Source organism: Arthrobacter sp. StoSoilB13 (genome assembly GCF_019977255.1).
GTDB lineage: Bacteria > Actinomycetota > Actinomycetes > Actinomycetales > Micrococcaceae > Arthrobacter.
Window position 1 is genome coordinate 780,819 of sequence record NZ_AP024647.1, and the last position, 13,579, is coordinate 794,397.

Below are 13,579 nucleotides of genomic sequence, written 5' to 3' on the forward strand. Positions count from 1 at the left end.
CATTAGAGCGCGTTTAGAGCCGTGAAAACGCGCTCAGCTGCGACCTAGTTGGGCTCGTTCGGTTCCCCGAGTCCCCGGGCGGCCAAAGCGTCGCCGGTCTGCCGCGCATAAGCGACCGTCGAGATAAAGACGGGGAGTATCAGTGCCCTTGGATTGCGTTCAAGTCCGCGGGCGCGGGCCGCATCCCTGACGTCCGAAAAGGCTCCCGCAATGAACGGGATGCTCCTGAGCATCACGGCGATGGTCAGCGCGAAACGCTCGGGATCGGCACCGAAGCGCTGGAACGGTTTGGCGAGGGAGACAACGCCGTCCAAGAGGTCCTGCACGGGTGTCGTGGCAGTTAGAACCGAGGCGGCGACGACGCACACCAGGACGTTCAGGACAATGCGTGCAGCCGTGGGGGCACCCAATTGCCACCATTGAAACAAGCCGATCACCACAAGGATGGGCGTAACCGTCCATATGGCACGCATCAGTCGGCGCAAACCGGCCCCGCTGAGCAGGAACAAGCCGCACATCAGGGCGAAGACCACCAGCGACACCGCCCAGTCGACGATCAGGAAGGACGCCGTTCCGCAGGCAGCCACTACGAGGAACTTCAGCCACAACGGGATCTGGTGGATGAGCGAGTTTCCCGGCACAAAGTTTGCGATCAGGAAGCCATGGCCCCTCATAACCGGCACCTCATGACTGGCCTCTCCCCGGACGTTCGCCAAAGCCCGGGACCTCGTCGAGGGCAGTTGCGCACAGCTCCCGGTACCGTGCGACGCCTTCGGCCGGCCCGCCGTCGAAAATGATGCGCCCTGAGTCCACCACCAGGACGCGGTCCATATCCAGGGCGAGGTCGAGGTCGTGCGTGGACATCATCACTTGCTGGTCCAAGGCCGCCACCGTGCGGCGAAGGAGTTCGCGGTTACGCAGATCAAGCAAGGTGGAGGGCTCATCGAGGACCAGCACTTTGGGGTCGACGGCGAGGACCGCAGCCAGGGCCAGCAACTGACGCTCGCCACCGGAGAGCTCATAAATGCTCTGGTCCGCCAGGGGCAGCAGGCCAAACCGGTCAAGAACCGCCTCCGCGCGTGTGGCGCGTTCGCGCGTGTTCTTGATGGTGCGGCGGAGCGAGAGTTCAACGTCTTCCCGCCCGGTAGGCATCACCAATTGCGACAAGGGATCAGTGAAGACGAAGCCGACGTTCGCACGAACCCTGCGCACAGCTTTGACTGTGTCATCGCCGTGGACTTCAACAGTTCCGTCGCTGGGCTCAACCAGGCCGTTCACCAGCCGCAACAGTGTGGACTTTCCGGAACCGTTGGCCCCAATGACGCCGATGCGCCGCTCCGTAAGGCTCAAGGAAACATCCTCCAGCAGGGTCTTGGACGTGCTGGAGCCGTCAATGGCCACACGAACCGAGACCCTGCTGAAGCTGATGGAGTTCATAGAGGTATTGTTTCCGACTTTGCGTGCCGCAGGCTATTTGACCCTGCGGACCAGGACATCGGGGAAGGCTTTGTGAATAGCCACAGCAATGATCACTGCAAGGACATTCTTGAGGATGTCCCCGGGGTAGAACGCCAGATCGGCAATGAAGGCTTTGGTGAAGTCCAGTTTGCCGTTGACCATCATGCCCAGGACGCCCAGGCCGTGGATGAGGACGATGCTGCTGGCCATAGCTGCAGCAAACAGGAGCAGGGAGCGGTTCCGCACCGTCTTACGGATAATCAGCGCGGCCAGATAGCCCGTGGCGGCCGCCGCGAGGGGGAAGGCAATGATGTAGCCTGCCGAAGCTGTAGCGAGGATGCCCAGTCCGCTGCGGCCGCCGCTGAAGATCGGCAGCCCGGCGAGCCCAAGGAGGACATAAAGCCCGACGGCGGCGAATCCCCGCCCGGGGCCAAGCACCAGGCCGCTCAGCATCACAGTGAGGGTCACCAGGGTGATCGGCACGCCAAGGGCGCCAACCGGAATGCCGGGAACGATCGCGGATGCGGCCACAAGGGCTGCGAAGACGGCAATGAGGCCGAGGTCCGTGGCGGTCCATCGCTTACGCGAAGAGTTGCGTTCCACAGAGGCGGAGGTGGTTTGGCTCATGACGGGTCCTATCAGGAAATGCTGTGGGTGCGAGGTTGACGTTTATTTCCCCCAACAGTGAGGATACGGAGCTTGGGAACGGCCTTTTTTGGAGCCTCTCCACAACCGTGGGTCTAAATTCTGTGGGTGATGGCACAACGCGCCGACCGGGCAATGTGAGGTCCGGGGGAGGGCATGGTGCCGGTAGACTTGAACAGGCTGTTCTCACAGCCGTCCCCGCCGCACTACCGGGCCAACCGGTCACGCAGGCGTTCCCCATTGAAAGGCATCACCCGAATTGATTACCGTCCAGGAACTCGAACTCCGCGCCGGCGCACGCCTGCTCATGGACAAGGTCAACTTCAGGGTGGACAAAGGCGACAAAATCGGCCTTGTTGGACGCAACGGCGCCGGCAAGACCACTTTGACCCGCGTCCTCGCGGGCGAAGGCCTCCCGGCGGGCGGCAAAGTGACCCGGAGCGGCGAGATCGGCTATCTGCCACAGGATCCCCGCACCCCGGACATGGAACAGCTCGCCCGTGATCGCATCCTTTCTGCACGTGGCTTGGACGTGGTGGTAGGGAAACTGAAGAAGGCGCAGGCTGAGATGGCCAGCGAGGATGACGCCATCCAGCGCAAGGCCATGAACCGCTACGATCGCTTGGAAGCTGAGTTCCTGGCTGGCGGCGGATACGCCGCTGAAGCTGAGGCAGCCGCGATCTCCTCCAACCTTGCGCTCCCGGAACGCATCCTTAACCAGCCGCTGAAGACCCTCTCCGGTGGTCAGCGCCGTCGCGTGGAACTCGCCCGTATTCTCTATTCCTCGGCAGAAACCCTGCTCCTTGACGAACCAACCAACCACCTCGACGCCGACTCCATCACCTGGCTGCGCGACTTCCTCAAGGACCACCAGGGTGGGTTGATCGTGATCAGCCACGATGTTGAATTGTTGGAGGCCACGGTCAACAAGGTCTACCACCTTGACGCGAACAGAGCCCAGATCGACTACTACAACATGGGCTGGAAGCGCTATCTCCAGCAGCGCGAAACGGATGAAAGGGCCCGAAAGCGCGAACGGGCCAATGCGGAAAAGAAGGCCCAGGTCCTCATCGACCAGGCCAACAAGATGCGCGCCAAGGCAACGAAAGCCGTCGCAGCACAGAACATGGCAAAGCGTGCTGAGCGTCTCCTTGGCGGTTTGGAAGCCGTTCGTGAAAACGATCGCGTCGCCGCCCTGCGCTTCCCGGATCCGTCACCCTGCGGCAAGACCCCGCTGACTGCCGAAGGTCTCAGCAAGTCCTACGGCTCCCTGGAGATTTTCACTGACGTGGACCTGGCGATCGATCGCGGTTCCAAAGTGGTGATCCTTGGCCTCAACGGCGCGGGCAAGACCACCCTCCTGCGAATGCTTGCAGGCGTGGACAAGCCGGATACCGGCGACATCATCCCGGGGCACGGATTGAAGGTGGGCTACTACGCCCAGGAACACGAAACCCTGGACCACGATCGCACCGTCCTCGAAAACATGCGTTCCTCCGCACCTGACATGAAGGACGCCGAAGTCCGCGGCATTCTGGGTTCGTTCCTGTTCTCGGGTGACGATGTCGAAAAGCCGGCGGGTGTTTTGTCAGGTGGCGAGAAGACCCGGCTAGCCCTTGCAACCATCGTGGCCTCCAGCGCCAACGTGCTGCTCCTCGACGAGCCCACCAACAACCTGGACCCCGCCAGCCGCGCGGAAATCCTTGGTGCACTGAAGAACTACAGTGGCGCTGTCGTCATGGTCAGCCACGATGAGGGCGCCGTATCGGCCCTGAACCCGGAGCGCGTGGTGCTGCTTCCGGACGGTGTCGAAGACCACTGGAACGAGGACTACCTGGACCTGATCACGCTGGCGTAGGGACCGTTCACTTCTGCGTCCGCTTCGCGGCGCGCTAGCGGACCTGCAACGCCTCGGCGTTCGTTATCCTTTGCAGCTGGTCGTAAGTGATGGAGAACATTGAATTGTGGTCTCCGGCGCCGGCCCATAGGACGGGGTGTTGCTTCAGCGAGACATCCAGGATGGTGCGGATGTGGTTGGGGTGACCTACCGGGGCGACACCTCCCACCTCCTGGCCGGTGTGTTTGAGCACGAAATCAGGCTTCGCCCGGCGGATCTTTCCGGTGCCGAGCAGGTTGGCCACCAGTGCTGTGTCTACTCTCGCGGCTCCGCTGGCGAGGATCAGCAGGGGTTTGCCGTCGAGGTCGAAAATCAGGCTGTTGGTGATGGCTGCAACCTCGCATCCAAGGACAGAGGCGGCCGCTGCGGCCGTGGGCACCTTGTCCGTGAAGATCCGGACGGTGTCCTCAACGCCGGCCGCCGTGAGGGCCGACTTCACGTTGAGCACCGGGTCCGGAATAGCTTCAGTAACCTTGGGCATCCAGGATTGCGTCTTCCTCTTCTTCTGACGTGGGGCGCTTGTTCTTTCGGTTTGCGGGCGCACGACGCTTGGGTGGGCTACTGACGGCAATGACTTCGTCCTCGCCTTCTTCTTCCTCTTCCGCGTCGATGGCAGCGTTACGGGCCTGCTGTCGGGCTGCGTAACCGAAGCCAATGAACATCAGGACGCCGAAGGCAAACCACTGCAGGGAGTAGGAGAGGTGCGTGCCCTCCTCCGTGGCTGGTTTGGGGAAGGGCGTTGGCATGGGCTGGACTGCGGGGTCCTCGCTGGCCAGCTGCCCATAGGCGCCCGTCGCGATGGGATAGGGGAGTTCGCTCGCGAAGCCGGCAAGGTCAATGGATGGCAGCTGTCCGTCCACCGCACCACGGTCCAGCTTCGGTTCCGTTGGCTTGAGGCGGGCAACCACGGTGACCTCACCCACGGGAGGGGCCGGAACGACGTCGGGACGGCCGGGAGTGTTGTTGCCAATTGGCAACCAGCCGCGGTCGATAACCACCGCTTCGCCGGTGCTGAGGCGGAAAGGAACCACGACGTCGTAACCTGGCTGCCCATTCAATGGACGGTTCCGTACAACGCGCTGGCCGTTTAGGTCATAGCTACCCCGCAGCTCTACCTGGGTCCATTCGCGCTCAGGGTCCAAGGTGTGGAACTGGTCTTTGATGTCAGCGAAGGGGACTGGCGTCGCGGAGTAATTGCTGACTACGCGGTTGATCTCAGCCAGCGTCTCCGCCCGCCGATCCATCTGCCAACGGCCGAGGAACACGCATGCTGTGGCGAAGATAACGGCCAGAACGAAGTAACCCAGCCACTTGCTGGAGAACAGGAACCGATACATTCAGCGGGCCTCGCCAACGGCAGCGTCATCTGCCTCGAAAGGGATGGTCTCTTTCCAGAGGCCCCGGGTTTGAAGGTAGTCCTCAAGCCAATCGCGGTGCTCGTCGCACGAAAGCCAAACCTTCCGCCGGTCAGGGGTGTGGATGCGCGGGTTGTTCCACAGGAGTTGCCAGGCTGCGCCCTCCCGGCACCCCTTGCGGGAGCAGAGGGCAGGGCCAGTGGCGCGATCGGACTCCTGGCTGCCCAAACCGGTGCCGCCAAGGTTGAAGATGTTCATGAAGCCGCCCGTTCGTTGCCGGCATCCCCGGTCTTGGGTGTCTGGGTCGCGTCAGGCTCTGTTCCCTGACCTGCTGGCTCGTCGTCTACCAGTTCGCCTTTGAGCACAGTGATGTTGTCTGTCGATTCGTCGTAGGTGGACTGGGGCGAGCCCTCGATTTCCGCTGCTGCCACATAATCCAGGAGGGAATCGCTGTGGTCCTCGGCTTTATCGCTACCGTTCGCGATGACAACGGCTATCCAGGGAAGGAACACGGCGCCGGCCACGGCGATGATCTTGAACCAGCCGTCCACCACGAAGATCAGGATGATGCAGACCATGCGAATACCCATGGCCACTGCGTACTTGATCATGCGTTCCCGCATGTCTTCCGAGTGGGCAGCAGCGGCATCGGTGATGCTGTGGACTTCGGGGTCGCCGGAGACAGCGTCCGGATCCCCGGGCACCTGCTGCAGGGGACTGTTTTCTCGTGTCACAGCTGAATCATCACGCTCCAAAGGCTTCACTCAATTCTCTCACCAAGGCGGTAGCCGCCCAAACCGCGGGACGGGCCGGTTACCCGCGGGTTGGAGCAGGTGCCCGATAAGATCGAGGCAGGAAATCCCCTCTTCACCGCAGCACACCCATGCCGCAGAACCTGGAGCGAAAGTATGTCTGAAGCAGTATCCACCGGCCGCAGCGTCCTCATTACCGGCGGCAACAGGGGCATCGGTCTGGCCATTGCCGAGTCCTTCCTTGCAAACGGTGACAAGGTGGCAGTGACTTATCGAAGCGAATCAGAACTGCCTGAAGGCATCCTGGGAGTCAAAGCCGACGTCACGGACGAAGCCTCGATTGATGCCGCCTTCAAGACAGTAGAGGAAGCGCACGGCCCCGTGGAGGTTCTGGTTGCCAATGCTGGCATCACCAAGGACACGCTGCTCCTGCGCATGAGTGAGGACGACTTCACCTCTGTGCTGGACACGAACCTCACCGGAGCGTTCCGCGTCATTAAGCGTGCTTCCAAGGGCATGATCCGGCTCCGCAAGGGCCGCGTAGTCCTCATCTCATCGGTGTCCGGCCCTGTATGGAGCTCCGGGCCAGATCAACTACTCCGCATCGAAGGCGGGCATGGTGGGCATCGCACGCTCGCTGACCCGCGAACTGGGCAGCCGGGGCATCACGGCCAACGTGGTAGCTCCCGGATTCATCAATACGGACATGACGGCAGAACTACCCGAGGAAACCCAGAAGTCGTATCTGGCAAACGTGCCGGCGGGCCGTTTCGCCGAGGCTTCCGAGGTAGCCAACGTTGTGCGTTGGGTAGCCAGCGATGAGGCCGCCTACATTTCAGGCGCTGTGATTCCGGTTGACGGCGGCCTCGGGATGGGCCACTAAAGCGGCACGCTCTGAGGCCATCAGCCAGTTTTTGTCGCGACCCGACAAAGGCGTTCGAGCCCACCACTGGCATGATGGAACCCAGGCCCGCACATTTTTAGCTGAAGTGAACAAAAGGAGCACGAATGGGAATGCTGGATAACAAGACCGCGATCGTCACGGGATCTTCCCGTGGTATCGGTGCTGAAGTCGCCAAGATCCTCGCGGGCGAGGGTGCCGCCGTCGTCGTCAACTACCGTCAGAAGGCACCGCGCGCCAACAAGGTAGTTGCTGAAATCCAGGCAGCGGGCGGCCGCGCTGCGGCTGTCGGCGCAGACCTCACTACCGATGAAGGCGTACACGCGCTTGCCAGCACCGCCATGGAACAGTTCGGTTCGCTGGATGTCCTGGTCCTGAATGCTTCCGGAGGCATGGAGTCCGGAATGGAGGAGGGTTACGCCCTCAAACTCAACCGCGATGCCCAGATCAACATGCTCAATGCGGCTGTTCCCCTCATGCGCGAAGGTTCGCGCGTCGTCTTCGTGACCAGCCACCAGGCGCATTTCGTGGAGACCGTCCCCACAATGCCTGAATACGAGCCGGTGGCAAAGAGCAAGCGGGGCCCGGCGAGGACGCCCTGCGTGCACTCCTGCCCGACCTCGCCGCCAAAGGCATCTCGCTGGTGGTTGTTTCCGGTGACATGATCGAGGGCACCGTCACGGCCACCTTGCTTGACCGCTCCAACCCGGGCGCCATCGAAGCCCGCCGTGCAGAAGCCGGCAAGTTGTACTCGGTTGAAGAATTTGCGGCCGAGGTCGCCAAGATGGTGACGGCCGACGTCGAATCCGGCCACACTGAATACGTGGGTGGAGCAGACTACTTCGGCAAATCCGCCGAGTAGGCATCCTGCCAAAATTTGTTGTGGCCCGGACACGCGTCCGGGCCACAACTGTTTAACCGTTCAAATGGCAACCAAAGGTGGGGGATGACAATTTCATAAATTGTTCAGCTTTCTGCGACACGAAATTCGATTAGTTGTTTCAAGTTCGAGCTTTTGCATTTACGGAATCGATCTGATTGAATCTCCAAGGCGTCATCGTCCCTAAGGTAAGCAAACTGTATTAGGCCAAGGCAGGAACTTTATGGCAGTGTCCAGGGTCGAACCCACTACTGTGAACTAGGAGCATCTTTGGACCTGTTACTGCATGCTGATGATATTCACGCGTCCTACGATCAAAGGCGCATCCTCAAAGGTGTTGGACTTTCACTCCACCGCGGCGAGATCCTGGGATTAATCGGGACCAACGGCGCCGGCAAAACCACCCTCATGGGCGTATTGGCTGGCTCCCATAAGCACGATGGCGGGCACATCATGCTGGCTGGCGAGAAATATGGACCGGATTCGATGGAGGAATCCCAGGCTTGCGGCGTAGGCCTCATCCCGCAGAACTTCCGGCTCGACTCTGACCTGACCGTCGCCGAGGCAATTTTCCGGGGAACGTTTCAAGCCAATCGATCCCATGATGAACTCCGGGGTCAAGCAATCAAACTCATTCAGGACATCGGAATCACCTTGGATCCCGACGTGAAGGTGGGCACTTTGATTCGTGCCGAGCAGACCCTCGTGGAAGTTCTGAGAATGGTTGCCGAGGAAGCCCAACTCGTGATCATGGACGAGGTTGCTGCGTCGCTGCCGGATCATGACGTCGCCGTCCTGCATCAAGTCCTGCGGATGCTGGTCGGGCAGGGACGTGCCATCATCTACATCACCCACCGCCTTGATGAGGTCCGGTCCATAGCCCACCGCATCGCCGTCATGCGGGATGGAAGGGTCCACAAAATCCTGGAAGCCAGCCGGACCGACGTCGACGAGCTCGCCTTCCTCTTGCTTCAGCACGAGCTGGCCAACAACTCCAGGCCCACGGATCCGGCACCCGGAGATGAGGCCATTCGGGTGGTGGAGCTCACTGTCGAAGACAGTATCCGCGATATTTCCTTCAGCGTGTCCAAGGGTGAGATTTTCGGTTTGGCCGGAACACATCGCTCAGGCATTTATCAATTGCTCGAAGCGCTGGTAGGTATCCACCCGAGTACCTCGGGCCAGATTTTCATACAAGGGAAACCTGTACAGATCCAGGGGCTGCAGGATGCCCTGCGTTTGAAGATCGGTTACTTGTCAGACACCGCAGACACCCTGGAATCAGCAAGCGGAATCGTTGAAGGCCCTCCAGCGTACTGACGATGCTGCGGGCGCGAATTTGCAGGATGAGATCACCCAGCTTCGTGGCGTGATCGAACTGGTTCGCCGCATGCGCATCAACACGACGAACATTCATGGCGCCATCACCACTCTTTCGGGCGGCGATCGCCAGAAGGTGCAGCTTGCCAAATGGATGACCAGTGACTGCGATGTGTTGATTCTTAGCCACCCCAGCCGCGGTATAGATGTTGGGGCCAAAGAGACCGTGTACAGGATGCTCCAGGAGCTCAGCCGCACGGGGGTTGCGATCATCCTCTTGTCGTCGGATTTGTCGGAACTGGTCAGCTGGTGCCATCGGATTGGCGTGATGCGCAACGGCGAAATGGTGGCCATCGAGGCCAATGCCAATACCAACGAAGACGCCTTGGTGCACCATATGCTGGGCGAGAAGTTCACTTCCGGCAGTGGGGAAGCCCGCCGGGTGAAGAGTTGACGGCCCTCTCTTCCTGACGCGAACCGAAAGGGGCGACCGCGAATGCGCGGCCGCCCCTTTCACTGTTCCGGGGAAGATCAGACGGTAATTCCCTTGGCCAGGTTGTTGAGCTTGTGGCGCGCCAGCGCAAGGTTTGCGTACGTTCGATCCAGCACCAAGTAGACAAACAGGCCCTTGGAACCGCCTGCGTTCAGGACGTTAATCAGGTGGTACTGCGAACCGAGGGTGATGAGGATATCTTCGATATCACTGTCCACGTGGAGGTCCGCCATGGTGCGGAGTTTTGCACTGACAACATTTGAGTTGCCGGCAGCTGCCACACCCAGGTCAAAGCCAGGGTTTCCACCCTGGGCCAAAGCCATTCCGCTGGAGTAGTCCACGACGGCCGCGCCCGTTGCGCCCTCTATGGACAGCAACTGCTTTATGGATTCGTCAAGCGTGCTCATATTATGTTCTTCCTTTTCTTTTTTATCATCACCGATATGTGTGAAGTAGTCCGTCCGGATCTCTTGGTACACCGGCGCATTGGGAAGTGATTCATCCTCATTGGCAAGCACTCCAGCAGATACAGACTTTTCCTGACGTTTCCACCATCTCCGTGCGTGCCGCGAACGATTCACTTTCTGCCCCTGCTGGTATTGATCCCCGGCTGCCTAATGCATCACGGCTCCGTCTTGGAGTTTCCAACTTTACACATTGGGAACACACTGGAATGCACTGTCTCAACAAGTGAACCAGTTAGTGACGATCGCATAAATTATTCCGAAGTTGGCGTCACGAAATACGTTCATGAGTTTCAGGGGCGTTTATGTTCATCGCCTTTCGATTAATGAAGGCAACGTTAATAATGTGGTCCCCACCGGCCTCCACCGTGTTCTGGAAGATCACTTGATAGGGCGTGTGCCCAATCAACAGGGCTATTCCGTCAGGTGCCCTGTCAGGCGTTCGCGACGCATGTGCGAGCATGCTCCGAAAACCCGGATGGTTCTCCACGTGCCCACGGATCCCCGAATGATCAAAGGATGCCAAGGTAGACAGCCAGACAGTTCCATCTGCCTCGACCACCCCGTGGGCCGGGTACACGATGTGGCCGGTTTCGGTGGCGAAGCCGGATTCTGTTGGAAAGATCTTGAACCGCGCACACCAGGACGTGAAGTGCTTCCTCAGCACACCGTCAGGGTCAGCCGAAACAACAGACTTGCACAGGGTTTCATGCTCCAGCAACGCATCTCCTTCGGATCGGCAAGGCGACGTGCGCCAACCGGCAAGCGCCACATCTGATGAGTGTCCTGAAAGCGCAAATCGTTTCGCTGAAAGGTCGTGGAATCCGCAACATGAACACCGTCCCAGCGCTACTCGAATGGTGGAGGCCCTCGGCCAAGTGTCCTGGGCACCATCAATCGAAGGGGAAAAGTGTGATCAATCAACGCGCCTCACGACATTGGCGAGCCGCCACTGCCGCCTTGGCAGGGGCAGTGCTGTCTGTGTCACTCTCCGTCGCGCCGGCCCTCGGCAGCCCCGGTGATCAATAGTGACCAGACCGGTTCCATCACCGTTCACAAGTTCGAGAAGCCCATCCCTGGTGGCAGTGGCGGCGGTGGCCACGGCGGGGGTGGCAATGGCAGCGGCCACGGCGGGGGAGGCAATAACTTTTCCCGCGTCGTTCCGGACACCACGGGCCTGACGCCCTTGCCTGGTATTGAATTCACGATCCAGCAGGTCAATACGATTGACCTATCCAGCAATGCAGGCTGGGACGCGGCACACAACCTTAGCAATGTCTTTGTGCCGTCTGACCCCTCCGGTTCCATTACTGGCGCTGGATACACCCTGGGTGCCAGCCAGGTGCAGGTCACTGCTGCCGACGGCACTGCCGTCTTTGCCGACCTGCCCATTGGCGTGTATCTAGTGACCGAGACGAACTATCCGGCCGGTGTCACCCCATCGGCTCCGTTCCTTATCTCGGTGCCGACAACTGATCCGGATAACCTTGACAACTGGATCTACGACGTCGACGTGTACCCGAAGAACTCCGTCTCCGGTGCGGAGAAGACGGTCACTGATGCTCCCGACGTCAAGCTCGGCAATCAGGTCGATTGGACGATCACCGCTGATATCCCCAACGAGGCCGTGATCGACGGTTACAAAGTGGTGGATCAGCTCGACACCAAACTGACGTATGTTGGTGCCACCGCCTTGCTGGAGGATGGGACCGCACTTGCGGAAGGTGCCGATTATGTTGTGAGCTTCGATGCCACAACCAACACTGTCTCGGTGGTCTTCACCGATGACGGCCGTGCCTTCCTGGCCGCCCGCACCGATACCCGTGTGCAGATAGTTGTGAGCACCAAGGTCAACACCATAGGTGAGATTGAAAACGTCGCACTTGCCTACCCGAACGCTGCGAGCTTCACCATCACCCCCGGCCAGCCCGGCGGCCCGGTAGTAACGCCGCCCGTCGTTACCAAGTGGGGCGGGATGACGTTGCAGAAGGTAGACGAGAATGCTGCCGCCCTGGCTGGCGCTTCTTTCTCGGTCTACACCAATGAGGCCCGATGCCAACGCAGGCACCAACCCTGTGGATATTGACGGCCAGACTGTCTTCACCGTTGGCGGCGATGGAACCTTGACCATTTCAGGGCTGCGCTACTCGGATTGGGCCAACGGTGCGGCCGTTGCCCCTGGGGACCTGGACTACCGCACCTACTACCTGGTGGAGACCACGGCGCCGGCAGGCTACGAGTTGCTTGCTGAACCTTTGTCCTTCCTGATCAACTCCACAACCACAACCGTTGGCGTTGACCTGAGCGTGAAGAACATGCGGTCCAACGCCGGGTTCGAGCTGCCTCTGACGGGAGGAGTGGGAACCGGTCTGCTTTATGGAGCCGGCGCTTTCCTGGTCATTGGTGCCGGCCTGCTGTTTGTCCGCAACCGCAGGGCAGGTAGCAACAGCTAGGGGGTTCAGACGTTGGCGATGTGCCGCACCGCATCAAGGTAGGGCATGTTGATGACGGCGTCTGCCACTGCACGGACGGCCGGTTTGGCGTTAAAGGCAACGCCAATTCCGGCCGCTCCCAGCATGTCGAGGTCGTTGGCGCCGTCGCCCACTGCGATGGTGTGCTGAAGGTCGATCCCCTCGGCAGCTGCCCACTTGCGCAGGTACTTCTCCTTCGCTGCGCGGTCGATGACGTCGCCCAGCACCCTGCCCGTCAAAGCGCCATCGACGATTTCCAGCTCGTTGGCAATCCAGTAATCCAAGCCGAGTTCTTCGGCTATGGGCCCGAGGATCTGGTTAAAGCCACCGGAAACCACAGCCACCGCGTGGCCCGCTTCCTTGAAGGCAGCCACCAGTTCTGCTGCGCCAAGGCTGAGGCGCACCTCCGCGCGTACAGAATCGACGACGGCGGCCGGCAGCCCTGCGAGGACCTCAACGCGGGCGTAGAGGCTCTGTGCGAAATCAAGTTCCCCACGCATGGCGGCTTCGGTTACGGCTGCAACTTCGTCGCGCTTGCCTGCATAAGCGGCAAGCAACTCAATGACTTCCTGTTGGATCAGCGTGGAATCCACATCCATGATGAGGAGCTTCCGTGGAGCCTGGCGAAGGTCCTCCGGAACGATCGCAGTATCCACGCCGGCATCCGCGGCCTCAGCCACCCGCCGTCGAATACTTGTCAGGGCTTCGGGCGTGATGGCATCAACGGCAAGACCGGCCGTGTGAACACGAAAGCGGTGGTCCCCCGATTGTGATTCCGATGACACTTCGGCGCCGGCATCAGCCAGCACTTTGCGCACGTTATCAAGCGATTCAGGGGACAAATTCACGCCATAGCTGACCGCAGCCAAGTTCGAAGTCATGGTCCCAATCCTACTGAGCGTGCTACCTCCACCCGAATTCGTTTCTCCGCAGCAGCCAGCAC

General features: G+C 60.3%; 15 protein-coding genes and 2 pseudogenes. 7 read left to right on the plus strand and 10 right to left on the minus strand.

The window, feature by feature from the left end:
- Positions 1-44 precede the first annotated feature (44 nt).
- Genes LDP01_RS03665 through LDP01_RS03675 form a run of 3 tightly spaced genes read right to left on the minus strand, consistent with a single transcriptional unit; the run spans position 45 to position 2,085 of the window.
- Entirely contained in the window at positions 45-674 is a 630-nt protein-coding gene (locus LDP01_RS03665; protein ID WP_224090250.1) for an energy-coupling factor transporter transmembrane component T family protein, read from the minus strand.
- Between the two features lie 10 nt (positions 675-684).
- Positions 685-1,437 (minus strand): energy-coupling factor ABC transporter ATP-binding protein, encoded by a 753-nt coding sequence (locus LDP01_RS03670; protein WP_224090252.1) that lies wholly within the window; start codon positions 1,435-1,437, stop codon positions 685-687.
- Positions 1,438-1,470: 33 nt separating this feature from the next.
- Complete coding sequence (locus tag LDP01_RS03675) at positions 1,471-2,085, minus strand: biotin transporter BioY (protein ID WP_224090254.1); 615 nt, start codon at positions 2,083-2,085, stop codon at positions 1,471-1,473.
- A gap of 277 nt (positions 2,086-2,362) precedes the next feature.
- Here LDP01_RS03675 and LDP01_RS03680 point away from each other — a divergent pair, with 277 nt between their 5' ends.
- Positions 2,363-3,961, plus strand: a complete 1,599-nt coding sequence (locus LDP01_RS03680; protein WP_224090256.1) for an ABC-F family ATP-binding cassette domain-containing protein — start codon at positions 2,363-2,365, stop codon at positions 3,959-3,961.
- Positions 3,962-3,995: 34 nt separating this feature from the next.
- Here the strand turns inward: LDP01_RS03680 and LDP01_RS03685 are convergent, their stop codons facing one another.
- The 4 genes from LDP01_RS03685 to LDP01_RS03700 are packed head-to-tail and all read right to left on the minus strand — an operon-like array spanning position 3,996 to position 6,110.
- Positions 3,996-4,481 (minus strand): YbaK/EbsC family protein, encoded by a 486-nt coding sequence (locus LDP01_RS03685; RefSeq protein WP_224090258.1) that lies wholly within the window; start codon positions 4,479-4,481, stop codon positions 3,996-3,998.
- A complete protein-coding gene (locus LDP01_RS03690) occupies positions 4,465-5,337 on the minus strand; it encodes an SURF1 family cytochrome oxidase biogenesis protein (protein WP_224090260.1) in 873 nt (290 codons plus the stop codon). The genes LDP01_RS03685 and LDP01_RS03690 overlap by 17 nt, the downstream gene beginning before the upstream one ends.
- Entirely contained in the window at positions 5,338-5,613 is a 276-nt protein-coding gene (locus tag LDP01_RS03695; protein WP_224090264.1) for a hypothetical protein, read from the minus strand.
- Positions 5,610-6,110, minus strand: coding sequence for a DUF3099 domain-containing protein (locus LDP01_RS03700; RefSeq protein ID WP_224091017.1), 501 nt, complete (start codon positions 6,108-6,110; stop codon positions 5,610-5,612). Before LDP01_RS03700 ends, LDP01_RS03695 begins: the two co-directional genes overlap by 4 nt.
- A 153-nt stretch (positions 6,111-6,263) precedes the next feature.
- On the opposite strand from LDP01_RS03700, the pseudogene LDP01_RS03705 reads away from it, so the two are divergent.
- From LDP01_RS03705 to LDP01_RS03720, 4 genes and pseudogenes are all read left to right on the plus strand, one after another.
- Positions 6,264-6,990, plus strand: a pseudogene (locus LDP01_RS03705) (beta-ketoacyl-ACP reductase).
- Positions 6,991-7,115: 125 nt separating this feature from the next.
- Positions 7,116-7,870, plus strand: a pseudogene (locus LDP01_RS03710) (SDR family NAD(P)-dependent oxidoreductase).
- Between the two features lie 288 nt (positions 7,871-8,158).
- Positions 8,159-9,208, plus strand: coding sequence for an ATP-binding cassette domain-containing protein (locus LDP01_RS03715; RefSeq protein ID WP_224090266.1), 1,050 nt, complete (start codon positions 8,159-8,161; stop codon positions 9,206-9,208).
- Positions 9,186-9,662, plus strand: coding sequence for a sugar ABC transporter ATP-binding protein (locus LDP01_RS03720; RefSeq protein ID WP_224090268.1), 477 nt, complete (start codon positions 9,186-9,188; stop codon positions 9,660-9,662). The genes LDP01_RS03715 and LDP01_RS03720 overlap by 23 nt, the downstream gene beginning before the upstream one ends.
- 77 nt (positions 9,663-9,739) lie before the next feature.
- Here LDP01_RS03720 and LDP01_RS03725 read toward each other — a convergent pair whose 3' ends face one another.
- Positions 9,740-10,108, minus strand: a complete 369-nt coding sequence (locus tag LDP01_RS03725; RefSeq protein ID WP_224090277.1) for a hypothetical protein — start codon at positions 10,106-10,108, stop codon at positions 9,740-9,742.
- Between the two features lie 328 nt (positions 10,109-10,436).
- Entirely contained in the window at positions 10,437-10,886 is a 450-nt protein-coding gene (locus LDP01_RS03730; RefSeq protein WP_224090279.1) for a hypothetical protein, read from the minus strand.
- 297 nt (positions 10,887-11,183) lie between these two features.
- Here LDP01_RS03730 and LDP01_RS03735 point away from each other — a divergent pair, with 297 nt between their 5' ends.
- Together LDP01_RS03735 and LDP01_RS23350 are read left to right on the plus strand one after the other, a co-directional pair.
- A complete protein-coding gene (locus LDP01_RS03735) occupies positions 11,184-12,251 on the plus strand; it encodes a SpaH/EbpB family LPXTG-anchored major pilin (RefSeq protein WP_263433750.1) in 1,068 nt (355 codons plus the stop codon).
- Entirely contained in the window at positions 12,208-12,618 is a 411-nt protein-coding gene (locus LDP01_RS23350) for a SpaH/EbpB family LPXTG-anchored major pilin (RefSeq protein WP_263433751.1), read from the plus strand. Before LDP01_RS03735 ends, LDP01_RS23350 begins: the two co-directional genes overlap by 44 nt.
- Positions 12,619-12,623: 5 nt before the next feature.
- Here LDP01_RS23350 and serB read toward each other — a convergent pair whose 3' ends face one another.
- Positions 12,624-13,517 carry a phosphoserine phosphatase SerB gene (serB, locus tag LDP01_RS03740; RefSeq protein ID WP_224090281.1) on the minus strand — a complete coding sequence of 298 codons (894 nt, stop codon included), beginning with the start codon at positions 13,515-13,517 and terminating at the stop codon, positions 12,624-12,626.
- Positions 13,518-13,579: the final 62 nt, after the last annotated feature.

Bases quoted from the DNA above. Each gene is read 5' to 3' on its own strand.
- LDP01_RS03665 (WP_224090250.1), bottom strand. From the start codon at position 674: ATGAGGGGCCATGGCTTCCTGATCGCAAACTTTGTGCCGGGAAACTCG.
- LDP01_RS03670 (WP_224090252.1), bottom strand. From the start codon at position 1,437: ATGAACTCCATCAGCTTCAGCAGGGTCTCGGTTCGTGTGGCCATTGAC.
- LDP01_RS03675 (WP_224090254.1), bottom strand. From the start codon at position 2,085: ATGAGCCAAACCACCTCCGCCTCTGTGGAACGCAACTCTTCGCGTAAG.
- LDP01_RS03685 (WP_224090258.1), bottom strand. From the start codon at position 4,481: ATGCCCAAGGTTACTGAAGCTATTCCGGACCCGGTGCTCAACGTGAAG.
- LDP01_RS03690 (WP_224090260.1), bottom strand. From the start codon at position 5,337: ATGTATCGGTTCCTGTTCTCCAGCAAGTGGCTGGGTTACTTCGTTCTG.
- LDP01_RS03695 (WP_224090264.1), bottom strand. From the start codon at position 5,613: ATGAACATCTTCAACCTTGGCGGCACCGGTTTGGGCAGCCAGGAGTCC.
- LDP01_RS03725 (WP_224090277.1), bottom strand. From the start codon at position 10,108: ATGAGCACGCTTGACGAATCCATAAAGCAGTTGCTGTCCATAGAGGGC.
- LDP01_RS23350 (WP_263433751.1), top strand. From the start codon at position 12,208: ATGAGGCCCGATGCCAACGCAGGCACCAACCCTGTGGATATTGACGGC.
- serB (WP_224090281.1), bottom strand. From the start codon at position 13,517: ATGACTTCGAACTTGGCTGCGGTCAGCTATGGCGTGAATTTGTCCCCT.